This is a genomic window from Bacillus sp. AFS040349 (assembly GCF_002577655.1).
Classification (GTDB): Bacteria; Bacillota; Bacilli; order Bacillales; family Bacillaceae; genus Metabacillus.
Window position 1 is genome coordinate 16,180 of record NZ_NUMC01000048.1, and the last position, 24,176, is coordinate 40,355.

A 24,176-nucleotide genomic window follows, 5' to 3' on the forward strand; every position below is an offset into this window, starting at 1 on the left:
GTGGAGGAATTCATATTACATCTAAATATTGAGATGATCTACTTTATTACGATAGGCTTGCTCCTTTTATTGAGTTACTCCTTTATTGCTAAGAGTGGGTATGACGAGAGGCGTAAACGTAGATTTAGAGTTCAGAGTCTCTATCGATATCAAGATAAAGTACGAAATAGAATGCACAAGAAAGAGTATGATGACTATTTCAGAAGTAATGGCTTGCCAGCTTTTATTACTAGTGAACGTTTTAATACAGTACGTTTTCTTTTTCTTGGCATTTTAATTATAACTGTTCTGTTTGAAATGTTGTTTAATACCAGTCTTATGTCAATGACAAACTTGGTTGTTTTAGGAAGTATTCCAGTGCTTATGATACCTAAAAAGCCTTCACCATTCTACTACTTAGTAAAAATGGTACAAAAACGTTATAACAGAGAAAAGAATAATGAAATCTATCAATTCTATAACGAAATGAAAGCGGAGTTCCGCTCTAAAGGCGATAAAGTGGGTAACAGTTACCATATTATTATGGGGCTTTTACCGTATTACAAATATATTCGACCAGCTTTAGAGAAGATGCTTCCTCTTTTAGAGAAAAAGAGGTTTGAAGAAGCATGGACTTTATTCAAGGATGAAATAAATACCCCTGAAGCTAACAGCTTAAGTATTGTAATGCAAGAAATAGAATCAACAGGAGTAAGACAAGCTGGTGAGATTCTTGAACAAAAAAGAGTTGAGTTTGCTAACAGTATGTACAACAACTATAAAGAGTATTTATATCGGAGAAAAATTGTCATCTTTTCCTTAGCTCTTTTTGGAACAGTAGTAGTCATCATGAATGAAGTAACAGTATTTTTCTTGTGGTACAAAGATGTGATGAGTGTTGTTAATAATCTTGGACAATAAAAAAGTCCCGAGATTAATATAAATAAAATTTTAAGTTGGAGGTTTCAAGGAATGGAAAAATTATTAATTTTACTTATGGTTCTACTTTTTGCGGTAGGGATCACGAATTCTACAATCTTTGATGAGAATGGAATTCAGACAGATGCAGTTGAAATGAAAGATAACACACAAAACATTGTGAAAGATGCAAATGATTCAATGGAAACGTTTGGTGGTGCTACAACACCAACAACACCTGCTACACCATGATGAAATAAGCAATATAATTTGTTGAAGTAAAACTTACCCTTAAGGTGACTGATTTTATTAGTCGTTTTAAGGGTTTTAAATGGAGAGTGATAGATAATGGAAAAATTATTAATCTTATTAATGATTCTACTTTTTGCAGTAGGGATCACGAACTCTACTATTTTTGATGAAGATGGGATTCATACGGATGCAATCGATATGAAAGACAATACACAAGATATAGTTCAGAGCGCAAATGATTCAATGGAGACATTTGGTGGTGGTTTAGCAGCACCTACGACTCCATAATGTTTAGACACAAATATCATTTGTAGAGTGACAAGGCTATAGTATTTGTCACTCTATTAGCTTTTAGGAGGAAAAATAGTGGAAAAATTACTCGTTCTTTTAATGCTACTTCCTTTATGGTTAGTTGTCTTATTTCAACCTTCATTAGATCGTTTAGAAGAATCAAGAGAGAAAGTTATTCAAGTTGCATTACAAAGAGGAATTGATAAAGCAAGTCTAGAGGGTTATTTTACAGAGGATATTATTGATGAGATGAAAGATATAGTGAAAAAGGTTGGCTACGAAGAAGATGACATTGAATTGGAGCTAACCACTAATCCGGTGCTAAGAGGAAACTATATTCATGGAAAAATTAAAGTGCCTAATGAGTATCAGCATTTATTAATTAAAAATTTATTGGAAAGAGATACCTCTAATGAAGAGGAAATGTATCATGTACATATTGCCAGTAGGATGAGTGAATTCGTCAATTAAGGAGATTTATAGATGAGTAAGTTATTGGTGACGTTTATGATATTTTCATCGGTTATTACCTTATGGGTATATGATGTTGAATCATTACTTCAAGATCGAGCGAATAGGGAAATGCATTATGCTTTAGAAAATGCAGTTCATGATGCTTCTTTACAGGTAAATGAAATTGAAATGGTAGAAGATATAAAAGTTCAATTTGATCAAGTAGCTGGTCACGATGTCTTTATTGATACTTTAACTAAAAATATTCAATTTGATAAGAATCTACAACCAACTAATAAGACATTATTTAAATCACCGCTTGAAATAAAAGCTGCTGTATATTTAGATGATATGACACTTGATCCAATAACGAATGCGACCCTAGAGTTTCCTTATATCTATAACTTTGTGGATAGCACAAAAGGAATTGATTATGAGCAGGTTATCTTTGGTCCAAGTGTAGTATATGTGGTTGAGACTCAGATTGTGGGGCAAGATGAACCGACACAATTTATAAAAGTGCAGGAATATAAAAGGTAAGTGAAGAACCAAGAACCTTACCTAATTCAATGAACATATTATTCAAGGAATTAGGTAGGGTTTTTTGTTTGAGGTTACTAAAATTTTCTTTTCAAACAAGGTTCTACATAGTATAATCTAATATAAATTAATATTAAATTAGGCGGAAGACGCAATAACCTCTATTTCGATAGAGGTATATTGCGTCTTTTTTTATTGTCTTTTAGGAGGTGAAGCCGCTTCGGCGTTAATAGAAGAAGAAAAGTTGTGTATGTGGATGATAGATATGTTTGCTGAATTTTCAAGGTGAAGACTAAGCATCTCTATCTTTAATGATTAACTGGTCAATAGTGATACCAAACCCATCACAAATACGCTCTATCGTTTCAAGATCGGCTCTACTTTGTTTGTTATTTTTGATCTTTGATATCGCATTTCGGTGTAGACCAGTCATTTTAGCTGTCTCATCAATTGAGAGGTTATCCCTTACCATAAAGTACTCCAAATTCCACTTTAACATTACATTTACCTCCTTCACGATATGTTTATTATATGAAGAAAGTCATATAAAATCAACATGATCGTGTGCAAAAACTAGTGGAAAATGGAAACAAAAGGTTGTTTATGCACACGATTGTGTGTATAATAGAGTTAAGGAAGAATTTAGTCGAATAAGGAGGAAAAAGTAATGAAGAAAAAGTCTGTGTTAAAACCAATTTTAGGTCTTGCTATTGCGGGTGGGTTACTAGTTCCTACTGTAACTGATGTTAAAGCTGCTACAGTTGATCCTACAAAAATAACTACACTTCAGAATAGTGAGTATGATCTGCCTGATGGTGGACCAATTTTTTGGGGAGGTAAAGGAACAAACCTTTATAAGACCGACAAAGTGGTACCGGGTACGATAGTAGGTATATTTAAAAAAGGTACTCATTCCAGTTCGGAGGGGTATTTCAAAGAAGTGTTTGAAACAGGTAATACTTATGTGTATGGTTTTGCAGATCGTTTTGATGCAAAAAGCGCAACAAATCCATATCACTATATAGAAACTAAAGCTGAGAGATACGATCGAGTAAACGAGAACAACTATTCAAATTTTCATTTAAGATATAGTGTTTTTGTTAACAATCCCACAGGAAACTATTATTTAACCGCTCACCGTCAAGGGGCAGAGAACTTTTATAAGATGGAAGTCCGTTATTATGAAGGGGTAAATTACCTAAATCTATCTAAAGATGATTACTCTAAAGTTATAGATAACTATACTCCAGCACAATCAAAGAGTATTGCAGGGAAGAGTATTGTTATCCCAAAAGACACAAATCCGTATCGTGAGCCAATGGCAAGATTAATAGCTAAACAAGATATACCTTTACTTAAAAAGGAGAGTAACGGTACATATACGGCTGTGAAAATGCTTGAAAAGGGTGGATTCTACCGAATTTATGGAATAGATGGCAACCTTTATAACGTTGGTGGTGCTTATTATGTGCCTAGAAATGATGCATTAATGAGTCACTTTATTGGTAGATTACAAGTTAATAAATCTGTCCCAATGTATAACCCTAGTGGTCAAATTCACAGATATTTAACTGCTGGTGAAGCTGTTAGAGTCTTTGATTATGACAATGGAAAGTATGATGTTGGTGGAGGGTATTATGTTCTTGATAGTACTAAAATTCAGTACTTCGTTGGGGCTATTACAGCAAAACAAAATGTTTCAGTATTTAATGCAAATGGTAAGGTTGTATACACATTGAAAAAAGGCCAACGTGTGTTTATAGAAAGATTAGAAGGAAATAAAGCATATATTGATGGTGATACCTATATTGTTCATGATAAGTCAAAAACTACTTATAGTAAGAGCTAGAAATTTTAAGGTGGTGGCTCTATGAGAAAATTGAGACATAGTAAAATGTTTCAAGTATTGTTGATTTTAGTTATTCTCCTTTCTATGTTGCCACCTAACCTTTTTTCATTCGCTTTACCTGTATCAGCAGTAGAAAGCGTACCTGCAAATATAAAAGCTAGTAATGTTCCACTTGAAAGGTTGCTAGTTGAACCAGCAGGGAGTGTCCCGAGTAGCGGGAGACATCCTCAATGGTTTGAGAAAACTGGTAACCTTAATCCTTGGTCATATACAAGTATTAAAGAAAACGGGATATTACACCGTTCTACTGTTGCTGACAAGCATATGCAATTTCGAAAAACTAATTCGAGCCAGTATGTAACTGATCCTATTTCAATTGCAGGAGAAAATGAGGCAGCTGTTCGGAAAAAAATGCAAGAAATTATTGATAGGGAAAAGAAAAAGAATCAATATGCAACTCCAACTGAAGCCTTGGTTTTTCCAGTCCATAGTTATAGGACGTATCCTGTGTCTGTCTTAGACTGTAACAAATTTTCACTTGAAGATTCTAAGTATGGAAAAGTACCGACCGAGAGTGAGTTGAGGAACGGAACTTATTTTGGACGGTGCAATGCATTTACTTACACACCAGGAAACGACCCTTACATGAATAATATGAGTCTTTCAGATTGGACATATTACAGTAAGACATGGGGAACGCCAAGTGGAAGTTATAAAAAATATGAATATTACAACTGGCAAGGTGCGCGTTTTGAGAATCGCAATACTGATTACTTTTTACAAATGAAATTCGATGTTTTACCTCCTAGATATGTAAAAATAGAACTTGTACCGAGTAAAGCCACAATTAAAGTCGGTGACACTCAACAGTTCAAAGTATATGGCTATCTAAATACCGGGCATAAAGTAGATATTACAACACTAACGGAACTTGTTTCATCAAAAACGGATATTGCAGAAATTGATTTTACAGGACTAGCGACAGGATATGAAGAAGGTGTAACAGGAATTATTGCTACCTTTGAAGATCCTGTGAGTGGTAAAGAGCTAGTAGACAGAGGGCTGTTGACTGTCGTTGATGATGACTCAGTAATACCCGCTGATCCAGGAACAATTGAATTAACACCTGAGTATAGTGCAATCATGGTCGGTGAAAATCAGAGTTATAAGGTTGAATACATTAAGGCAGATGGTTCAAGGTTAGATGTAACAAGCACTTCAAGCTATAGTAGTAGTAATACATCAATAGCGAGTATTGATTCTACTGGTAAGGCTATTGGGATTGAAGAAGGACAAGTTACAATAACTGCAACTTACGATGGTAAAACTGACACAGCAATCCTTGATGTAACAGAGCTTATTATTGAATATGAGAATAAGCCGCCGATTGCTTCACTTGAAGTGTTAAAGGAATATTATTGGATTGAAACTGTTGAAATGACAGATTCAAGTTATGATCCTGATGGAACGATTGTTTCTACTAATCTACTAGTTGATGGAAAACCAAGTTCTTTACATGTGAAGTACCCAAGGGTAAACTGTTCCAGAAAACCATGTTGCACATTTAACTGTTACAGATGATGACGGGGCTTCTTCTGATGTAAGTAAGAGTTTTAAAATTTTACCAACTACTCCAACAGCTGATCTATCAGTTTACGGAAGTCTCAAAGTAAATCGTAAAATAGTTTTAGACGCAACGAATTCAGATTCAAAAAGTCCTGTTCATGTTGCTCCGATTGACTATAGTCAGACCAACTGGACAATTACACCTATAACTGAAGGAATAACACAGGATGACATTAAGGTAAAAGTATCTAGTGATTATTCCAAAAGAGAAATCTTAGTAAGAAAACCTGGAGAATATGAAGCTACAGTTACAGTAACAAATAATTTAGGTGAGACAAGTGAGCCAGTAACCAAAAAGTTCACTGTAGCTCCTGACCTTAAACCGATTGCTCAATTTACAGTAGAGGGAAAGAAAGTACTTCGTGATGAAACTGGAATTGCTAAGGTTAAGTTAACGGATAGCTCGTATTCAATAGATGATGATACTATTGCACAACGCATATGGTATATAGAATATGATAGTAATAACGATGGACTTTTTGGAACTAAAAGAGATACACCCAAGCAGGTTATCTCAGATGCAAATGAGCCAGTCGTTTACTATGAAACAGATCGAGTGGGGAACTACCGTTTTAATTTAGAAGTCGTGGAAAGTTTTAATCAACCAACGATCCCTGAATTCATATTAGCGGAACACTACTTAAGAGACGATACGGAACCTACACTTCCAGTACCATTACAGAGTATTGATCAGTATCATAAAGTAGAGAATTTTAATATCCCTCAAAATGATAAGGCAGTAACTGTAGATAATGCTCCGCCTGTTGTTGATTTTGGTATAACCAAACATAATAAAGTTGATATTTACTTAAATTTTGCTGGTCTTGATACCGCAACAATGCAGACAAATCATACGAATTATGGTTCTCAAGATCGGTATTATCGAACAAATTATGTCGAAACAAGAACATGGGAAGCTTATGATTATAGTTATGATATTGATAGTGCTGAGAAAAATAAATTAACAGCTCTTGCGGGAGATTTAGAAGTAAACCTTATAACTAAGGGGATAGATGCACGAGTTGTTATTGATAACTCTTATGAGAATAGACCAGATCCGGATGGAACATATAACATTAATTACCCTAACTGGGGTACGACTTATTGGACAGATAGCTATTATGATACTGTAACATCAGCTAGTCCTAATTATTCTCCACCTTCTGGCTGGTACATTACTTCGACAACTGATAACACGCAAAATGAATCGTACACTTTTACTTGTTCATTCTCGACTGGAACCTACTGGTGTCCTAACTGGGATTCCTATACAAGTACATTACCATCTTGTGGTTATCTATCATGTACCTCTTGGAGTAAGACTTTTGTCAATCATACTTATGCTGATAGAACAGAATCAGATGCAAGAAGGGAAGAGAAAGGACTTCCACCACTATCACAAGATGCTTTTAGGACTTCTTCTACGGATAGGTATAGTCGAGTGAATACCGTTTCAAGGACATATAATATTCGAAAAGATGTTCCGCGATCCGCGTATGAGATACAGAACTTTACAACAAGTGGTTCGCAAAAACCTTTTATTGATACAACCGATTATAGTGAGGCTATTTCAAATGCCTCTTATAGAGCGGGAGCTGATAGTTATTATATCCGCTATGATAAAAGGAATTGGTCATGGACTAACAATACCTCAAAGTTTAGTAGTGTTATTTCTGCAATGAAAAACAATTCCATATACTTATGGAACACTGCAAATAATGATAATCGAGTAAACTTTGAGAAGGTTATGACCAATGGTTCAAAGCTTGGGCAGTTCACTGTGTATGATAGCACTGCTGCTGAAAAGCATGTTCAGGAGATTGAAGATTACTTTATTAGTAACTATGCTCACAAAGAGGACGGAGTTAATAAAACTATTGTTCTTGGTGATAAAGTTGATTATACCGTCACTTATGAAGATCATGAAAATGATCCAGAATTAAAACGAGAGTGGAAATTTGAACATGATCCAACTAAAGTAAACGGAAGGGTAATTGATAATCAACCTTCAGGTCCTATTGCACAAAACGGTCTATGGATTAACAATCCTATGCAACTACCAGCAGTAGGGACATATAAAATTCAATTACGTGCAATGGATGACCCAATTCACTTTAAAGATTCACGATTCTATAATTTCCGTAAGTGGTCAGATGAGAGCATAGTAAGGGAATACACAGTTAATGTTCATAGACGTCCTACAGCATTGTTTAATTTTACAGTAGACCAGAGTGATAATTTTAAACTCACATTAGATCCTTCACCTTCATATGATATCGATTTTAAAACTAATCGAGACGATAAAGGAATTGCGGAATATGAATGGAGTTATTATCTTGACGGTGTGGAATACGAAGGTAAGCCACCAGCTAACGTACAAGTTGACAAATTCTATGACGTAACATTGACTGTAACTGATATAGATGGTGCAAGTGATTCAATAACAAAGAGAATTAGCACGAAAAATGAAAATTTACCACCTGTTGCTTTATTTGAAGTACAGGATATAGTAACAAGAAGTGAAAAGTTAAACTTTATAGATTTAAGTTATGATCCAAACGATGACCCTCTTACAAACTATCAAATTACTGTGCGTAAACAAGGCGATCAAACAGTACTTAAGAATTTAACTTCTTGGCCAGAAAGTTTTGAAGAGATGGGATTGCCGATTGGAGAGTATGTTATTGGTTTAACTGTTGATGATATTCCTAAAGTTGGGGCTTCATTAACTTCAGAATTATATGAACGTAATATAAAAGTAATCCGTGATAATGATCCGCCAGTTTCGTTATTTACTTTAAGCCCTAACCCAGTTGAAAAAGGGAAACTTCTCACATACGAAGATCAGAGTTACGATCCTAATGGTGATCCTCTAATAAACTACAGTTGGTTAGTGGAACAAATTGACGAGAATGGGAACGTTATTGAATCTTGGAATACTGGTGTGCCACCAACAGATTTAGAGCAATTTGGTGGTATAGGCAAGTATAGAATTACACAAACGGTATTTGATGACCCGCCATTCCCGCTACAATCTTTATCTGATGATTATACAATTGAAGTGGAAATGATACAGGGACCAGAAGCGCCGTTTGCTGAATTTGCTTGGGAGCCACTACAACCAACAGAAGAAGACACGATTACACTTGATCCTTCTTATAGTTATGACTTAGACGGAACTATAGAGGGGTATGATTGGTCAATAAAAGCTCCTAATGGAATTGTTACAACCTCTACATTAATGAATCCTAAGATAATGAATGCACAGGTTGGTGAATATGAGGTAACTCTAAATGTAATTGACAATGATGGTCTAAAATCAATAATACCTGCTGTTCATACCATTTTGGTTAAACCTAAAGCACCTAATAAACCGCCTGTCGCTGAATATATTTGGGAGCCATTTAAGTTGTTTTTAGGAGACAATGTTAAATTAAATCCAGAAGGCTCATATGATGTCGATGGTACGATTGTTTCTTATGAATGGAGCATAGCACCAACTATTGGAGCAACGAGCAGCAGTACTGAAAAGTATCCAGAGTTTATTGCTACTTCTAGCCAGTATGAAGTTACTCTTAAAGTTACTGATAACGACGGAGATACGGATACTATTACGAAAACTATAGAAGTTAACATTGCAAAGCTTCAAGCATTTGTTACTCATACAGATGAATGGAGAAATAGATGGGCTGCTGAAGGGTTTAATCCTGATATTAATATGTTTAAAGCGGGTGAAAAGTTTGTTATTGAGTTAACAAGTACACCAGCTGCGTATGTATGGGGATCAATTGATTTAGGGGTAGATATAGGTAAAGTAGAAATTCCTTCCGCAAGTTTTAATCTAGTTTCCACGAGTTCAACGAAATATGTTTGGAGAGCGGAATTGTGGCAGGATAACTTTAAATACATTCCTAATGGCGAGTATTTATTTAACTTTTCTTCCATGCACCCTGTAAATTCACCCTACGTTCAAGCAGATGCAAACTACTTAGTAATGATTAACCAATCTATATACGATGCATTTAAGTTTCATAGAGCTAAATAATTAAAAGGGCAGAAAGCAACCTAACTCCTATAGATCTCTTTAGAACGATTACTCTCCAACTTAGATAATATAGATACCTTGACTATAATTTTAATAAGTATTAATATAAAGGTAACAGAACCCACCACGCCTCTTAACAATGCGGACCAAGGTGGGTCATTTTGTATTTAAGGGGTTATTTCTGTGAATTCTGATAACGATTATATGAAAATTAAACCACCTACTACATATAGAGAGCAAGTAGAAATTTTCCAAAAGAGAAACTTACATATAGAAAATTCAGAATTCGCTGAAAAATATTTACAAAGAGTTAATTACTACAGGTTAAGCGCATATGCAATAACATTCAAAGATCCTTTATGTAAGGAACACTATACAGAAAACTCAACGTTTGAAAAATTAACTTCGTTATATGAATTTGATCGAAGATTACGCCTTTTACTATTAGGAGTTCTAGAAACAATAGAAATATCTTTTCGCACTCATATTTCATATGAGATTGCTCATAAATTTGGTCCACTTGGGTATAAAGATAAAGAGAATTTCATTAAAGAAAAATATCATAAAGAATCCTTAGATGAATTAGAAAATCTAATAAGTAGAAGTCGCAAAGGTGAGCTCTTTATTGAGCACCATTTTAAAAAATATAATGGTAATATTCCTATATGGGCAGCTATAGAAGTTACATCATTTGGTTATATTTCTAAGCTTTATCGTAATTTAAATGAAGACTTAAAAAGGCATATAGCTAAAGTATACTATAATATCCCTTATCTATATTTAGAGAGTTGGTTACAAACACTCTCAAATGTACGAAATGTTTGTGCGCATTATGGACGACTTTATAATAAGAAGCTGACGTTTAGACCACGTTTATTTAAAGAAGATTTAAAAAGGTTTAATAATCAGAAAATATATGCTGCTATTTACATTATTCAAAGATTACTAACAAGAGAAGAGAGTCGGAGATTTATAATTGATTTAGAGGCATTAATCTTGGAGTACGATGAAAACATAGACTTCCTTCATATTGGTTTTCCTACTAATTGGAAAGAGAACTTAATACATCAAGAATGAAAAATGTACAAACTTACCATATTTTATTATGTCCCAATATAAGATATTAATAGCAAATTAACATTTTCATAAACAATGCTGAATAGACTTTATAATAACCTGATAAATCAATGGATCTTCTGGAAAGAATGAAAAATCCCTTTATCAAAGAAATTATTATAAAAAAGTCTCAACCAGCGTTAACGGGTTCCGTTTTAAGGTGCAAACAGGGAAGTACAAATACTGTATCTCCTTGAAAATTTGGTAGTAAACCACACCAATAACCACATAAGAAACCGCTGTCGTTTTGAACGACAACAGCGGTTTTTTTATGTTAAGAACCTTTTCTTTCAATAGCTATCATTAAGAAAAAGGAAACAAGGTAACAAATGAGTAATCCGTTAATTCCAAGGAATTTTGTTAGGATAATTTTAAACCAAGGAAGACGTTATTGATCAATTAACCGATTCCTTCCGTTCATCACTAAATAGTAAGGGATATAGACAGTACATTTATAGATCCAAGATTATTATAGTGTGTGTATAGTAATTTATGATTAATCTACAAACACATAAGATGTTGTTCCTTCTATTTGAGCTATTTCTACAAGATGAATAAATTTAGAAAGTGTTGTTTCTTCCATTAGTTTTGTTACTTTAACTTCCAGCAGTTCATCATAATTTAAAATTTCTGCAAATACTTCACAGCGCTTTCTTTACTGGAACACTTTAACCAATTATTGTAGCATCGATTATCTCAATAGTCATAAATGTATTCATATCGTATCGAACTTTTCATCAATGGATAGCCAAAGTTAAATCTATGGTAGGTACATTTTACGTTCTGAAAACATATCGTACATGAATATAAAGATAAAGAAAATGGATATTTACTTTATGTACTAACTTGTAAACACCCCTAAATAATTCTGCATATCCATACCTCTTCTTGATTTATTAGAAAACTAAATCCATAAGGTAAAATACTTCCGCTATACATACTAGAAGGTATCTCCTGCTAATACCTCCTTTTCTATTCTCTGATAAAATAGTGTCTGTTATAAAAAGATAGGTTCTTTTTAAGTCAATTTCATCACTTTCTTATTTCAGAATTGAGTCCGATAAAAGCTAAATATAAAACAGTCAAAGTTATAAAAAATATACATTCCCAGACAAACAAAGGATCCAAATTATAAATATTTAAATTTATTTGTTATACTTCACAATTCCTTCAAAATTCTACATTATACTTACTATTGTCCTAGTTTTAAAAGTAGGGGAAGACAACCTAGTATATGTGTCATTTAAATGCATGTTTTAGCAGTATATCTTTGAATATCGCAGCTATACATGCATTAATTGTCATACACCTTTTAGTTTATTTCACTAAATCGATAACTTTAAATATAAAGTTTACTTTGTAATCTATGAAAGGGAGTAAAAGAATACAATGATAAATAATATTAATAAAAGCCGAGTAAAAGGTAAAAATAAGGGGATTTTCTTCGTTATTGGTTTTATAGTCCTTATATTCATTCTGTTATTTTTAATACAAATGTTAAATGAAAAGGAAAAAAACACAAGCGGATTACAGCCAGGCACAAAGGCACCAGAATTTAAACTTCAATCAACTCAAGGTGACATTGCCCTAAAGGATTTTAAAGATAAAAATGTTGTTCTTTATTTTTATGAAGGAAACAATTGTCAGGCCTGTATTGATCAACTTGAAGAACTTAACAATAACCTTGATAAATTTGAAAAACTAAATGCAGTTGTAGTTGCTGCTGTTACTGACCCATTGAAATATTCGCAAGAGGTTGCAGATGAAAAAGATATAAAAATCCCAATCATGTATGACCCAAACCACCAATTAGGAGATAAGTATGGTGTTTATAATGTACCAGGAGGAATGGACATGGGCCCAGTAGATACTCATTCTGTTTTTGTTATTGATAAAGATGGGAGTGTAAAGTGGAAAGAAATATCGGTGGATGATATGTATGTTCCTCTTAAGTCGATATTAAATGAGTTGGAAAATCTATGAAATTTGGTCGTGATCCAAGAATATCCCAAATTATTATTTTATCTATATTTTCGTGGATTGGATTAAATTATTTAGAATTTAGAGTAACAACAATACAGATCATCGCAGCCATTTTAACAAGTGTTGTGTTAGAGATTTTATTTACTTATGCAAAAACAAAAAAAATAGTTGCCCCATATAGTGCAATAATTACTGGGTTAAGTACAGGGTTATTATTGCGTGCTGATTCAATTGTTCCATTTGTATTAACAATATTCGTTGCTATAACCTCAAAGCATTTTCTGAAATATAAGGGCAGTCACATATTTAACCCTTCCAACATCGGTATTGTAGTTATTTCATTTGCTTTCCCAATTACTGTCGCAACCGCGCCGCTACAATGGGGATTTTTTTGGGCACTATTATTTATAATTGCAACCGCTGGTACTTATATGGTGTATAAAGTTAAGAGGTTTTCAACAATTGTTTCTTTTCTAGGTATGTTTTTCTTAGCAGGAATTGTTCGAATGATTATTTGGGACAAAACATTTACTTCTATTTTTAATGAGTTTATGTGGGGTGGACTATTAATCTTTACATTCTTTATGATCACTGATCCAAAAACATCGCCAAAAAGTGTTAAAGGACAGATGCTTTTTGGAGTTCTTATTGCAATTCTTGGGCAAGCGATGATCCAAATGCAAATTCATGGGGCATTATTCGTAAGTCTATTTATCATTTGCTTGGCAAGAATATTATTTAAAATTTGGCAAGAAAGAATAAAAGTGAAAACAAGAGAACATTTGGCAACATAGTAAATATCCGAATAACTCTCATCCCCATTTTGAACTTTTAAGTAAGTTTTAAATGGGGTTTTTATTAGCAAGAAATAACTAGTTCTAATTTTCCTGATTAATAAAACACAATCTAGTCTGTAAAGGATACGATCGTTCCATAAAGGTAAAATAAACTTTAAGAAATGAGATATGAAGGCTGAAGAAGGGTATGTGCCATTCTTTAAATAACAGGAACATTTCATTGAAGTCATAAAGAAGGTGAAATAATGTTAAAAAGGATTTTTAAATTATTTATTATTGTTGTGGGTGGAACAATTGGGATATTTCTTATTCCGGATCTCATAACCGCTATGACAGGTGGGATAATGCCCTTATGGATGAGTTATTTAATAGGATTTATTATATTATTCTTTACGATATTTTGGTTGATTAATTCGGGTCTTAACATGATACATTGGATGGAGGAAAAACTATTAAAGGTACCCATAACGAATGTTTTATTTGGAAGCTTCGGTCTTATTTTAGGATTAGTTGTAGCATTCTTAATTACGAGTCCCTTGAAGGCAATGAGTATAGAGTTAGTTAATACAGTTTTTCCAATATCTCTTACTATTTTGTTTGGATATTTAGGATATCAAGTAGGGTCTAAGAAAAGAAATGACCTTGTAAATTTATTTTTATCTATTTCGAATCAAGGTGAAGCTAAAAATACGAAAGTAAATCTGGAAAGTGTAAAGGAACTTGAAAGTAAATTAAAAATTCTAGATACAAGTGTAATCTTAGATGGTCGAATTGAAGAAATATGCAAAACGGGTTTTTTAGAGGGGACATTATTAATCCCACAATTTGTTTTAGAAGAAGTACAACATATAGCAGATTCTTCTGATGTTATAAAAAGAAATCGTGGAAGAAGAAGTCTTGACACTTTGAATAAGATCCAAAAAGAGCCGGATATAAAAGTTGAAATTTATGAAGGTGACTTCAATGGGATACAGGAAGTAGATAAGTTTGTGGAGATTGCAAAGTTACTAAACGGTAGTGTCGTTACAAATGACACAAATTTGAACAAAATATGTAATTTACATGATGTTAAGGTTTTAAGCATCAATGACCTAGCTGAAGCTTTAAAACCAGTTGTCTTACCAGGAGAGAAAATCAATGTCCAAGTAATCAAAGACGGAAAAGATGATAAACAAGCAATTGCCTATTTAGACGATGGTACAATGATTGTGGTAGAACAAGGAAGGGATTATTTAGGTGAATATATTGATGTCTTGGTAACTAGGATTTTACAAACCTCAGCAGGAAGAATGATTTTTGCTAAACCAATAATTTAAGGGTTTCACTTTTAAACTTTTGAGTTATTCATACTTGTAATGAATTGAATGCACCCTATAAAATGGCGAGGAATTAATAATCCTTCGCCATTTTGAAGTATCGGGTTTGAAAATCTCTACTAAGAGAAAGTTTTCTTATAGATTCCATCATAATAGCACCTACGGTTTATTCCTTCTTTTTCCTTATATCTTGTTTTCGCATAATGCGAGCAAACCCTATTTGCTTTGATTTTCCATAATTAAAAAAGTAAATGCTTCACCTATCGCAACCACTAAAGCAATAATATACAGTAATTCATCCATTTTAATCTTTCCCCCCTATTCTTAAGAAATAAAATAAGGAATTATTAAAAACAATCCTGCAGCTAATACTGCCGCTAATATATTGTAGGGAGTCATTGCCTTAACGTATTTCATATGGTCTGCCTGTGCGGCGCCCGCAGACATTGCAGTCATACCGGATACGGGAGAAGTGACATCTCCAAAAGTCTCTCCTGAAAAAACAGCAGCTACAGCAAGAGGAACACTCCCTCCAGTTGTTACAGCTAAAGGGATTGCAATTGGGGCAACATTAACGCCCGTGCTCCCCAAGACGACCCTATAAAATAAGTAACAGCTCCTGAAACGATAAAAATAAGAACAGGAACCCATACTGGTGTTAGTGTTCCGCCTAAAGTTGTTCGAATAAGGTCGGTTAAACCGAGATCCTTCCACCACATGAGGAAAAAGCTTAAAGGAATTAGCATCAGGATAGGGACTAAAAGATTAAACAGTCTTGGTTTCAAAGCAGGCTTGCCTAAGCCCATATCCATATCCATTTCTTCCATCTTTCCTTTTGTGGTCACACCCATTTGGTCTTTGGCTGTACCCGCCTTATCTGTATTTCCAAGTTCTTCAGACATTTCCATAGCATGTGCAGGTTGTTTGAAGGTAGTTCCCTTTTTTGAACCTTGGGTAGATTGAATTAATTCCTGCATGCTTCCAAAATTCCAGCCTATAAACACAGATAACAAGGCAATTGTAACCGATGTAAAACTAAAAAATTGAAAGGGTAAACTGGACAAAAAGAGTTGCATAGCTGAACCTTCTATTCCAGCCGCACCCATTCCTATTCTTATTACTCCAATAATGTAGCCAATATAAGTAGTCGCAACCGGAGTAAATACAATGACTGGACTAGCAGAATTATTTAACATGTAGGCTAATCTTTGACGTGAAACTGAAAAACGATCAGCTAGCGGCTTCATGATAGAACCAGTTGCAACAACGCGAAATCCACAATCAATAAATGTGATAGGAAGCAGTAGCCATGAAGCGATTAGAGTCTTTTTTTGCCAAGGTAATGTAGTTATCCATTACCTTGACAAAGGCTTGTACACCACCCGATAGCTAAATGAGAGCAACTAAACCACTGAAGACGTATAAAAAAAGTAAAACGTCTAAGTTTCCAGGATCGGAAAGCACCCCGACAATATAATCAACTGTTTGAGAAATGGACCCAAGAAAAGACCTTGTTAAAATCAAACTCCCTACCCATAACCCGATCAACAGGGAAGGAATCACTTGTCTAGTCCAAGTAGCTAAAATAATTTCAAGAATGAATGGTACAATAGATAGCCAAAGTCCATATTCAATATAAAATCACCTCTCTTTGGGGTACCGTCATGAAAATGCGGATTTACAACGTTAAGCCCGTTTCCGAGACGGCCCCCCAATTTTAACAACGCTAAGTAAGTTTCAGTGGTCTTATAGTATCTAATGAGACCACTTTCTCTGAATTAAAATGGTATTCTCCTAATAAATTGATATGTTCCCAGCCTAAAGGTGAAATATGATGAAATAAGTCTTCATTAAAACTACCTGTCCGCTTTTGATATTCAACTGCTTTAGTTAGATGTAGAGTATTCCAGATACTGATGGCATTGATGATTATGTTCAAGGCACTGGCCCTTTGCAATTGATGCTGTATGGTTCGTTCTCTAAGCTCTCCTTGCTTTTCCGAAGAAAATAGCTCTTGCCAGTCCATTCATGGCTTCTCCTTTATTCAATCCTTTTTGTATTTTTCTTCTTAAAGATTCATCCGAAATGTAATTAAGAATAAAGATTGTTTTTTCTATACGTCCCATCTCACGTAGGGCTGTATCTAAGCTATTTTATCTTGAATAAGATCCTAATTTCCCCATAATCAAGGAGGCTGAGACTGTCCCTTCTCTTATTGAATGAGCTAACCGTAAAACATCCTCATAATTTTCTTTAATGACTTTTGTGTTTATTTGCCCACATAAAATAGCTTCTAGTTTTGGATACTCACCTGCTTTATCTATTGTAAATAATTTTGAGTCCGATAGATCTCTTATCCTTGGTGCAAATTTAAATCCTAAATAAATGGGTTAATCCGAAAATTTGGTCTGTGTAACCAGCAGTGTCTGTAAAATGTTCCTCTATGTTTAGGTCAGTATCATAATGCAATAAACTGTCCAAAACATGAATAGCATCCATTGAATTAGTATGAATGATCTTTGTGTAATAAGAAGAAAATTGATCACTCGTAAACAGATAGATGGTGGTGCCTTTTCCTTTTCCATAATGAGGGTTTGCATCTGCATGTAGTGACGAAACACTTAGCTGCTTTCTCATACCATCTGACGAAGAGGTTGTACCATCGCCCCAATAGGAAGACAATTGTAATTTGTGATGAAAATTTACTAATACGGCCTGAGCTTTATTCATTGCGTCTTCATACATGCGCCATTAAGAAACATTGGCTAGTTGCGAAATCGGTTACATACGTGTCAGTTCGACTAGCCAGAATCCTTCAAGGAAATTTCAGCAACTGAATGAAATCGGAATGGATATTTTTGAAGAAAAAGTTTCTGGAGCAACAAAGGATCGTGAACAACTTCAAAAAATGTTAGAAGATTTACAGGAAGGTGACGTTATTTTTGTTACTGACTTAACTTTGAATTACACGTAGTACATAAGATTTATATGAATTAATCGATCACATACGGAGTAAAAAGGCAAATTTAAAATCCTTAAAGGACACATGGCTCGATTTATCCGAAGAAAATCCATACAGCCAATTTTTAATTCGGTAATGGCTGGTGTTAACCAATTAGAACGAGATCTTATTCGTATGCGACAACGTGAAGGAATTGATTTGGCTAAGAAAGAAGGGAAATTTAAAGGTCGGTTAAAGAAGTATCATAAAAAGCACGCAGGAATGAATTATGCAGTTAAGCTATATAAAGAAGGAAATGTGACCGTAAATCAAATTTGTGAAATCACAAATATATCTAGAGCTTCATTATATAGAAAGCTATCGGATGAGAAAAAATCATTTCTTATTTCAATTAAGGGTAGCCAGTAATTTTAAAGGCATACATAATTTTATCATAATTCGATGTATAGTAATTTTTTCTATTCAAATAACGGGATGCGTTTCTGTAAAAGGCAGGAACGCTTTTTTACTAACTGCAGAATACATGAACAAAAAATTAGAATAACACACTTGACCGTGTACTATGGTACACGGTTTATACTTTTTATGAGGTGAAATAAATTGAGCTATCGCATTAGTGAATTTGCAGACAAATGTGGGATAAATAAAGAGACGATTAGATATTACGAAAAAAAGAGATTGTTACAAGAACCATCAAAAACGACTGCTGGTTATCGCATATATTCAGATGATGATGTGAAGCGTGTAGGCTTTATTAAACGAATGCAAGAGCTTGGTTTTTCTTTAAGTGAAATTTATAAATTATTAGGTGTTGTAGATAAAGATGAAATTCGCTGCGAAGATATGTTTGAATTTGTATCAAAAAAAGAAATGGAAGTTCAAAAGCAAATAGAGGACTTAAAACGAATTGATCGTATGTTGAAAGATTTAAAACAACGATGTCCAGATGAAAAAAGGTTACATGCGTGTCCGATAATTGAAACCTTGATTGAGGAAGAGTGAAAGGAAATTTGAGATGAAACATAAAAAGACCTTTATTGCAGGATTGATAGGTACATTTGTTGTTTTGTTATGTTGTGCTACACCTATATTAGTTATTTTATTAGGTGCTATTGGTTTAGGGGCGATAACAGGCTATTTAGATTATGTTTTGATTCCTGTTGTAGTCGTTTTTCTTGGTTTAACCCTTTATGCTTATTCTAAATATGAACACTTAAATAAAAATAGGGAGATGTAAAAAATGAAAGAAAGAGTTGTTGCAATTGCTTCAATGTTATCAGCTTTTTTAGCAAGTCTTTGTTGAATTGGCTTAGCGATTTTGATACCACTTGGTATCTAAGTGGTTTAGCTGGAACACTTGCCGTTACGTTTGCTCCATATCGAATGTTGTTTATCGTTAATAGGGTTATTATGCTTTCTATCGCTCATTTACTTTATGGGAACAAAAAAATAGTTCAAAGAAAACGAAAAAGTTGTTATGGATTAGCACATTCATTTCTGGAGCAATGCTTATCTATACATTATTCAGTCAGGGGATATAAGGGGATGATGAAATATTTAATATATCTATCTATATTATTTGGAGTGGTTTTCCTTTTGTCCGGATGTGGTAAGGCAACTATAGAGAATAGCACTACAACAAATGAAGTTCAATCGGAAAACTTAGAATCTGTTTCGTTTAAAATAGATGGATTTACTTGAGTATCTTGTGCGTTTACGGTGAGGTCCGCCGTTTCCAATTTAGAGGGTGTTCAAAATGTAGAGGTTGAAGGTTCAGGAGAAACTCAACTTACATTTGATTCAACAAAGATAAGTTTAGATGAAATTGAAAAAGGAATTAATGATTTAGGCTACGAGATAAGAAAGTAGGTAAAACTAATATAAACAGGAGGAAGAGGGAATGAATAAATATAAGATCAGTATCCAAGGAATGACATGTACGGGTTGTGAAGAACATGTAGCTGTAGCACTTGAAAATATAGGTGCTAAGAACATTGAAGCTAGTTTTCGTCGTGGTGAAGCAGTATTTGAATTACCTGATGATATTGGGGTGGAAAGCGCAAAAAAGGCAATTAATGAAGCAAAATATCAACCTGAAGAAATAGAAGAAGTACAATCTAAAGAAAAAATGGTTTTAGGTGATGAGGGAGACTATGACTTACTTATCATTGGTTCTGGTGGAGCTGCTTTTTCGGCTGCGATTAAATCAGTTGAATACGGGGCAAAAGTAGCTATGGTCGAGCGCGGGAGGGTTGGGGGAACATGTGTCAATATTGGTTGTGTGCCGTCAAAGACACTTCTTCGTGCTGGGGAAATCAATCATTTAGCAAAAGTAAATCCATTTATAGGTTTGGAAACATCTGCTGGAGAAGTGGAATTAGCACCTTTAATCAAGCAGAAAGATGAGTTAGTTAGTGAGCTTCGGAATCAAAAATATGTGGATTTAATTAGTGAATATGACTTTGATTTAATTGAAGGTGAAGCAAAATTTGTTAATGGAAATACCGTTGAAGTTAACGGGAAGAAACTTTCTGCAAAGCTTTTCTTAATTGCAACGGGTGCTTCTCCTTCTTTACCCCCGATTTCAGGACTTGAAGAAGTGGATTATCTAACAAGTACTACACTACTTGAATTAAAAAAGGTGCCTAAACGATTAACGGTTATTGGTTCAGGATATATAGGAATGGAGCTTGGGCAATTGTTTCATAATTTAGGTTCAGAAGTCACGCTTATGCAAAGAAGTGAGCGACTTTTAAAAGAATATGATCCAGAAATTTCAGAAGCAATAGAAAAAGCGTTAATTGCACAAGGTATTAACCTTGTCAAAGGGGCAACTTTTGAGCGTGTAGAACAAGGTGGAGAGATAAAAAAGGTTCATGTAACAGTAGATGGAAAGAAAAAAGTAGTGGAATCAGAGCAATTACTTGTTGCAACAGGAAGAAAACCAAATACGGATTCTTTAAATTTAATTGCAGCAGGGGTTGAAGTCGGAAAACGAAAAGAAATACTGATAAACGACTATGCTAGGACAAGTAATGAAAAGATTTATGCAGCAGGCGATGTAACATTAGGACCTCAATTTGTTTATGTAGCAGCAAATGAAGGTGGAATTGTTGCCGATAATGCGATTGGTGGGTTAAATGAAAAATTAGATTTATCCGTTGTTCCTGGAGTAACATTTACAAATCCTTCGATTGCAACGGTGGGATTAACAGAAGAACAAGCAAAAGAAAAAGGCTATGAAGTAAAAACATCTGTATTGCCTTTAGATGCTGTTCCAAGAGCGATAGTAAACCGTGGAACAACAGGTGTTTTCAAGCTTGTTGCTGACGCGAAAACATTAAAAGTGCTTGGGGTTCATATCGTATCTGAAAATGCAGGAGAGGTGATATATGCAGCGACATTAGCTGTTAAGTTTGGTTTAACCGTAGAGAATTTAAAAGACAGCCTTGCACCATATTTAACAATGGCAGAAGGATTAAAATTAGCTGCTCTTACATTTGATAAAGATGTATCGAAATTATCTTGTTGTGCAGGGTAAAGCACCTTTTGGTAGGAGCTTTACAATAAATACACTTAACTATCCTTCGTTAGCTGAATAGCCATTAAAAAAGTCGGTTCCTAATGTTAGGGAATCGACTTTTTTAATCTTAACGTTGTAAATCCGCATTTTCCTGACGGCACCACTCTTTTTTCTTACGTTTATTTATCCCTTTTCATCCGTTTCGTTATTCTCTAGCGATTTTTATATAGATACAATTTATAAACATAGTTAAACTACTATTGTATTTAAATAAATGAACTGGAGATAAATTTATTATGAAACGTATTGTGATCAAATATTTGTAACCATATTTTTGTTAGTTGGAGCTATGTCTTTATCAGTAGTAACATCAACTTCTGCAGAGGAGCCTAAAGAAACAAAGCAAATGAATTGCTGTAAAAAAATGGAAATGATGAACAAGCAAATGAAACAGATGATGGACAATCACAAAATGGTAATGAATGATATGAAGAGTTTGTTTGAAGAATTATAAAAGAGAGGTCAGTTAACGCAGGAACAAAAAGAAAAAATGATGAATATCGAGAAAATGATGAATCAAATGGAATAAAAGATGAAAAAAATGTCATCTATGAGAAACGAAGAATTAAAGTGAAAAACTAGGGGGAAAAGACATGAATGATTTTGCTATCGAAATCTATACAACTCCGACTTGCCCAGATTGTAAAGCAGCAAAAGAGTTTCTTTCTCAACATAATCTCAATTATGCTGAACATGATATTGTGGAAAATGAAGAAAACATTAAGGAACTAAACAAATTGACAGGGAAAAAAATATTGTTCCGACAATTAAGATTAATGATGAGTTTTTTATTGGATTTTCGCAAAACCGAGAGACTATTGAAACATTACTGTTATCATAGGGTGAGTTTATTATATTAAATATAATAGAAATATTCAGCACATGTTTTTTGAGTTGGTACATACTTTGCTTTATCAGGGTTTAAACTTTCAAGGTAAGAGTTTGTAAAAGGAGAGGATTTCTGAAAATGTCTAAAATCCCCTTAATTTACACTATATTTTGATATTTAGGTTTAAGAGCATATACCATATAAGTAATTCATAAATATTTTTGAGTTTTTTAACTTCTTCACAATTTCCTCAAATTCCTTGTTTATAATGAAAACTAACATGAAACAAGGAGGTGTGGAATGTGGGTTGGGAAACTTTATTATTACTGGCATGTCCTCTTATGATGTTATTCTGTATGAAAGGTATGTTTTCGGGAAATAAAGAAAAAGAAACCAAGGGAAATCAAACACAACAATCTGATTTACAATCATTACAAATTAAGATGGCAGATTTAATAGAGCAAAATCACAAACTGACACAGGAAGTAGAAAATTTAAAGAATCAAACAAGTGAGGATTCAAACATAGTTAAATTTAAACAAGCTTAAATAGACACTTTTGTAAGCGAGGGAGGAAATTCTTTCGCTTTTTTTGTAGCCATTTTTGGCATTCGTTAAATTAATTTTTTAAAATGTATTGACTCTGTTCCTAGATACAGACTTTAAAATAGATTATGAAAGGAGGGAATCTTATGGAAGTTCTATCAATTAGTAAAGTAGCAAAGCAGGCTAATATAAACCTTGAGACAGTCCGTTATTACGAGAAAAGGGGTCTTATACCTGAGCCACCAAGAACATCAGCGGGGTATAGGATATATTCTAGAGAGTACGTTGACCGAATCAAGTTTATAAAAAGAGCACAAGAGCTTGGGTTTACACTTGATGAAATATTGCAGCTGTTAAAAATTTCAGAAGGTGGACATGATGCACAGACTGTAAAAGAATTTACATCTGAAAAAATAAGTGGAATTACTGGTAAAATCAATGACTTACAACGAATAAAGGGTACATTGCAAAAGCTATCAGACGAATGCCCAGGGTCTGGTGCACCCTCAAATAAATGCCCCATTATTCAAGATTTAACCAATAACTAAAGATAAGAGTTTTTTAGAGGTCCTGACTTACGAAGTAAAACTAACCAATTTGATAATAATATAAATTAACTAACGTATGATAAGGCTATTTTAAAATTTTTAAATAAAATGGAGGAATTAATATGGCTAATGTAACAAAATCAATTTCAGTAAAAGGAATGTCTTGTAATCACTGCGTGAATTCAATCGAAGGTTCCTTAGGACAACTAAACGGTGTTCAATCGGTTAAAGTAGACCTTAAACAGGAGTTAGTTGCTGTATCGTATAACGATGAGGTAGTTAATGCACAAGATATTTATTCGGAAATTGAGGAATTAGGATACGATGTTGTGGCATAAAAGTTTTTGACCCATCTGATTCCAAGTTATAGGGGTTAATCAATGTGTAAGGTTAGTAATTTAAAAAGAATTGTTTATGAATGCTTCACTTGGCCAGTTAAACAATTCAGAATTACATATTGGTTTTCCCATTATTTTTAGAAGAATATAGCTAAAAGGAGCATTCCTGTTAGAAGGATTTTCGGAGACTTGAACAAAAAAGAGCC

Annotated in this window: 24 protein-coding genes and 4 pseudogenes; 24 read left to right on the forward strand and 4 right to left on the reverse strand. The window is 34.0% G+C overall.

The window, feature by feature from the left end; genetic code table 11:
* The 5 genes from COD11_RS11530 (at position 1) to COD11_RS11550 (ending at position 2,433) form a co-directional block, all read left to right on the forward strand.
* A complete protein-coding gene (locus COD11_RS11530) occupies positions 1 to 900 on the forward strand; it encodes a hypothetical protein (protein WP_098797073.1) in 900 nt (299 codons plus the stop codon).
* A gap of 51 nt (positions 901 to 951) precedes the next feature.
* Positions 952 to 1,149 (forward strand): hypothetical protein, encoded by a 198-nt coding sequence (locus COD11_RS11535; RefSeq protein WP_098797074.1) that lies wholly within the window; start codon positions 952 to 954, stop codon positions 1,147 to 1,149.
* 96 nt (positions 1,150 to 1,245) lie between these two features.
* On the forward strand, positions 1,246 to 1,437 hold the full coding sequence (locus COD11_RS11540; protein ID WP_098797075.1) for a hypothetical protein: 192 nt from the start codon (positions 1,246 to 1,248) through the stop codon (positions 1,435 to 1,437).
* 78 nt (positions 1,438 to 1,515) lie between these two features.
* A complete protein-coding gene (locus COD11_RS11545) occupies positions 1,516 to 1,911 on the forward strand; it encodes a hypothetical protein (protein ID WP_098797076.1) in 396 nt (131 codons plus the stop codon).
* Between the two features lie 12 nt (positions 1,912 to 1,923).
* Complete coding sequence (locus COD11_RS11550; RefSeq protein ID WP_098797077.1) at positions 1,924 to 2,433, forward strand: hypothetical protein; 510 nt, start codon at positions 1,924 to 1,926, stop codon at positions 2,431 to 2,433.
* Positions 2,434 to 2,725: 292 nt separating this feature from the next.
* On the opposite strand, the gene COD11_RS11555 is transcribed toward COD11_RS11550, so the two are convergent.
* Complete coding sequence (locus COD11_RS11555) at positions 2,726 to 2,932, reverse strand: helix-turn-helix domain-containing protein (RefSeq protein WP_098797078.1); 207 nt, start codon at positions 2,930 to 2,932, stop codon at positions 2,726 to 2,728.
* A gap of 168 nt (positions 2,933 to 3,100) precedes the next feature.
* On the opposite strand from COD11_RS11555, the gene COD11_RS11560 reads away from it, so the two are divergent.
* The 7 genes from COD11_RS11560 (at position 3,101) to COD11_RS11590 (ending at position 15,165) form a co-directional block, all read left to right on the forward strand.
* Positions 3,101 to 4,282 (forward strand): hypothetical protein, encoded by a 1,182-nt coding sequence (locus tag COD11_RS11560; RefSeq protein WP_098797079.1) that lies wholly within the window; start codon positions 3,101 to 3,103, stop codon positions 4,280 to 4,282.
* A gap of 21 nt (positions 4,283 to 4,303) precedes the next feature.
* Complete coding sequence (locus COD11_RS11565; protein WP_098797080.1) at positions 4,304 to 5,863, forward strand: Ig-like domain-containing protein; 1,560 nt, start codon at positions 4,304 to 4,306, stop codon at positions 5,861 to 5,863.
* A gap of 601 nt (positions 5,864 to 6,464) precedes the next feature.
* Positions 6,465 to 9,953, forward strand: a complete 3,489-nt coding sequence (locus COD11_RS11570) for a PKD domain-containing protein (protein WP_098797081.1) — start codon at positions 6,465 to 6,467, stop codon at positions 9,951 to 9,953.
* A gap of 183 nt (positions 9,954 to 10,136) precedes the next feature.
* Positions 10,137 to 11,030: an Abi family protein gene (locus COD11_RS11575; protein WP_098797082.1), complete on the forward strand. Its 894-nt coding sequence runs from the start codon at positions 10,137 to 10,139 to the stop codon at positions 11,028 to 11,030.
* Between the two features lie 1,428 nt (positions 11,031 to 12,458).
* Positions 12,459 to 13,052: a peroxiredoxin family protein gene (locus COD11_RS11580; protein WP_098797083.1), complete on the forward strand. Its 594-nt coding sequence runs from the start codon at positions 12,459 to 12,461 to the stop codon at positions 13,050 to 13,052.
* Positions 13,049 to 13,846 carry an RnfABCDGE type electron transport complex subunit D gene (locus tag COD11_RS11585; RefSeq protein ID WP_098797084.1) on the forward strand — a complete coding sequence of 266 codons (798 nt, stop codon included), beginning with the start codon at positions 13,049 to 13,051 and terminating at the stop codon, positions 13,844 to 13,846. Before COD11_RS11580 ends, COD11_RS11585 begins: the two co-directional genes overlap by 4 nt.
* Before the next feature lie 248 nt (positions 13,847 to 14,094).
* Positions 14,095 to 15,165: a PIN/TRAM domain-containing protein gene (locus COD11_RS11590; RefSeq protein ID WP_098797085.1), complete on the forward strand. Its 1,071-nt coding sequence runs from the start codon at positions 14,095 to 14,097 to the stop codon at positions 15,163 to 15,165.
* Positions 15,166 to 15,489: 324 nt separating this feature from the next.
* Here COD11_RS11590 and COD11_RS11595 read toward each other — a convergent pair whose 3' ends face one another.
* From COD11_RS11595 to COD11_RS11605, 3 genes and pseudogenes are all read right to left on the reverse strand, one after another.
* Positions 15,490 to 15,756, reverse strand: coding sequence for a Na+/H+ antiporter NhaC family protein (locus tag COD11_RS11595; RefSeq protein WP_176551056.1), 267 nt, complete (start codon positions 15,754 to 15,756; stop codon positions 15,490 to 15,492).
* Positions 15,711 to 16,412 carry a Na+/H+ antiporter NhaC family protein gene (locus COD11_RS11600; RefSeq protein ID WP_098797087.1) on the reverse strand — a complete coding sequence of 234 codons (702 nt, stop codon included), beginning with the start codon at positions 16,410 to 16,412 and terminating at the stop codon, positions 15,711 to 15,713. The genes COD11_RS11595 and COD11_RS11600 overlap by 46 nt, the downstream gene beginning before the upstream one ends.
* A 479-nt stretch (positions 16,413 to 16,891) precedes the next feature.
* Positions 16,892 to 17,937: pseudogene (locus COD11_RS11605) on the reverse strand (transposase); the annotation flags it as partial.
* On the opposite strand from COD11_RS11605, the pseudogene COD11_RS11610 reads away from it, so the two are divergent.
* The 12 genes and pseudogenes from COD11_RS11610 to copZ form a co-directional block, all read left to right on the forward strand.
* A pseudogene (locus COD11_RS11610) lies at positions 17,927 to 18,334 on the forward strand (recombinase family protein); the annotation flags it as partial. The pseudogenes COD11_RS11605 and COD11_RS11610 sit on opposite strands and share 11 nt — an antisense overlap.
* Positions 18,326 to 18,535 carry a helix-turn-helix domain-containing protein gene (locus COD11_RS27490; protein WP_255301606.1) on the forward strand — a complete coding sequence of 70 codons (210 nt, stop codon included), beginning with the start codon at positions 18,326 to 18,328 and terminating at the stop codon, positions 18,533 to 18,535. The pseudogene COD11_RS11610 and the gene COD11_RS27490, both read left to right, overlap by 9 nt.
* A gap of 192 nt (positions 18,536 to 18,727) precedes the next feature.
* Positions 18,728 to 19,129: a mercury resistance transcriptional regulator MerR gene (gene merR, locus COD11_RS11615; protein ID WP_098797088.1), complete on the forward strand. Its 402-nt coding sequence runs from the start codon at positions 18,728 to 18,730 to the stop codon at positions 19,127 to 19,129.
* Positions 19,130 to 19,142: 13 nt separating this feature from the next.
* A complete protein-coding gene (gene merF / locus COD11_RS11620) occupies positions 19,143 to 19,364 on the forward strand; it encodes a mercury resistance system transport protein MerF (RefSeq protein WP_098797089.1) in 222 nt (73 codons plus the stop codon).
* 3 nt (positions 19,365 to 19,367) lie between these two features.
* Positions 19,368 to 19,668, forward strand: a pseudogene (locus COD11_RS27495) (putative mercuric transport protein).
* Positions 19,669 to 19,843: 175 nt separating this feature from the next.
* Positions 19,844 to 19,996: pseudogene (locus COD11_RS11630) on the forward strand (heavy-metal-associated domain-containing protein); the annotation flags it as partial.
* Positions 19,997 to 20,027: 31 nt separating this feature from the next.
* A complete protein-coding gene (gene merA, locus COD11_RS11635) occupies positions 20,028 to 21,668 on the forward strand; it encodes a mercury(II) reductase (RefSeq protein ID WP_098797091.1) in 1,641 nt (546 codons plus the stop codon).
* Between the two features lie 331 nt (positions 21,669 to 21,999).
* The gene (locus COD11_RS26835) at positions 22,000 to 22,164 is read left to right on the forward strand and encodes a hypothetical protein (RefSeq protein WP_176551057.1); all 165 of its coding nucleotides are present in this window, start codon (positions 22,000 to 22,002) and stop codon (positions 22,162 to 22,164) included.
* A 139-nt stretch (positions 22,165 to 22,303) separates the two neighbouring features.
* The gene (locus COD11_RS11640; protein ID WP_098797092.1) at positions 22,304 to 22,570 is read left to right on the forward strand and encodes a glutaredoxin family protein; all 267 of its coding nucleotides are present in this window, start codon (positions 22,304 to 22,306) and stop codon (positions 22,568 to 22,570) included.
* Positions 22,571 to 22,841: 271 nt separating this feature from the next.
* Positions 22,842 to 23,087, forward strand: coding sequence for a DUF2933 domain-containing protein (locus COD11_RS11645; protein WP_098797093.1), 246 nt, complete (start codon positions 22,842 to 22,844; stop codon positions 23,085 to 23,087).
* 143 nt (positions 23,088 to 23,230) lie between these two features.
* Positions 23,231 to 23,632 carry a MerR family transcriptional regulator gene (locus COD11_RS11650; RefSeq protein WP_098797094.1) on the forward strand — a complete coding sequence of 134 codons (402 nt, stop codon included), beginning with the start codon at positions 23,231 to 23,233 and terminating at the stop codon, positions 23,630 to 23,632.
* 122 nt (positions 23,633 to 23,754) lie between these two features.
* Positions 23,755 to 23,970, forward strand: a complete 216-nt coding sequence (gene copZ / locus COD11_RS11655) for a copper chaperone CopZ (protein WP_098797095.1) — start codon at positions 23,755 to 23,757, stop codon at positions 23,968 to 23,970.
* Positions 23,971 to 24,176: the final 206 nt, after the last annotated feature.

What these genes read in the sequence shown, in the direction of transcription:
- COD11_RS11590 (WP_098797085.1), top strand. Translation starts at nt 14,095, where the DNA reads ATGTTAAAAAGGATTTTTAAATTATTTATTATTGTTGTGGGTGGAACA.
- COD11_RS11550 (WP_098797077.1), top strand. Translation starts at nt 1,924, where the DNA reads ATGAGTAAGTTATTGGTGACGTTTATGATATTTTCATCGGTTATTACC.
- COD11_RS11560 (WP_098797079.1), top strand. Translation starts at nt 3,101, where the DNA reads ATGAAGAAAAAGTCTGTGTTAAAACCAATTTTAGGTCTTGCTATTGCG.
- COD11_RS11640 (WP_098797092.1), top strand. Translation starts at nt 22,304, where the DNA reads ATGAATGATTTTGCTATCGAAATCTATACAACTCCGACTTGCCCAGAT.
- COD11_RS11540 (WP_098797075.1), top strand. Translation starts at nt 1,246, where the DNA reads ATGGAAAAATTATTAATCTTATTAATGATTCTACTTTTTGCAGTAGGG.
- copZ (WP_098797095.1), top strand. Translation starts at nt 23,755, where the DNA reads ATGGCTAATGTAACAAAATCAATTTCAGTAAAAGGAATGTCTTGTAAT.
- COD11_RS11650 (WP_098797094.1), top strand. Translation starts at nt 23,231, where the DNA reads ATGGAAGTTCTATCAATTAGTAAAGTAGCAAAGCAGGCTAATATAAAC.
- COD11_RS26835 (WP_176551057.1), top strand. Translation starts at nt 22,000, where the DNA reads ATGTCTTTATCAGTAGTAACATCAACTTCTGCAGAGGAGCCTAAAGAA.
- merA (WP_098797091.1), top strand. Translation starts at nt 20,028, where the DNA reads ATGAATAAATATAAGATCAGTATCCAAGGAATGACATGTACGGGTTGT.
- COD11_RS11535 (WP_098797074.1), top strand. Translation starts at nt 952, where the DNA reads ATGGAAAAATTATTAATTTTACTTATGGTTCTACTTTTTGCGGTAGGG.
- COD11_RS11565 (WP_098797080.1), top strand. Translation starts at nt 4,304, where the DNA reads ATGAGAAAATTGAGACATAGTAAAATGTTTCAAGTATTGTTGATTTTA.
- COD11_RS11600 (WP_098797087.1), bottom strand. Translation starts at nt 16,412, where the DNA reads ATGAAGCCGCTAGCTGATCGTTTTTCAGTTTCACGTCAAAGATTAGCC.
- COD11_RS11585 (WP_098797084.1), top strand. Translation starts at nt 13,049, where the DNA reads ATGAAATTTGGTCGTGATCCAAGAATATCCCAAATTATTATTTTATCT.
- COD11_RS11580 (WP_098797083.1), top strand. Translation starts at nt 12,459, where the DNA reads ATGATAAATAATATTAATAAAAGCCGAGTAAAAGGTAAAAATAAGGGG.
- COD11_RS11555 (WP_098797078.1), bottom strand. Translation starts at nt 2,932, where the DNA reads ATGTTAAAGTGGAATTTGGAGTACTTTATGGTAAGGGATAACCTCTCA.
- merF (WP_098797089.1), top strand. Translation starts at nt 19,143, where the DNA reads ATGAAACATAAAAAGACCTTTATTGCAGGATTGATAGGTACATTTGTT.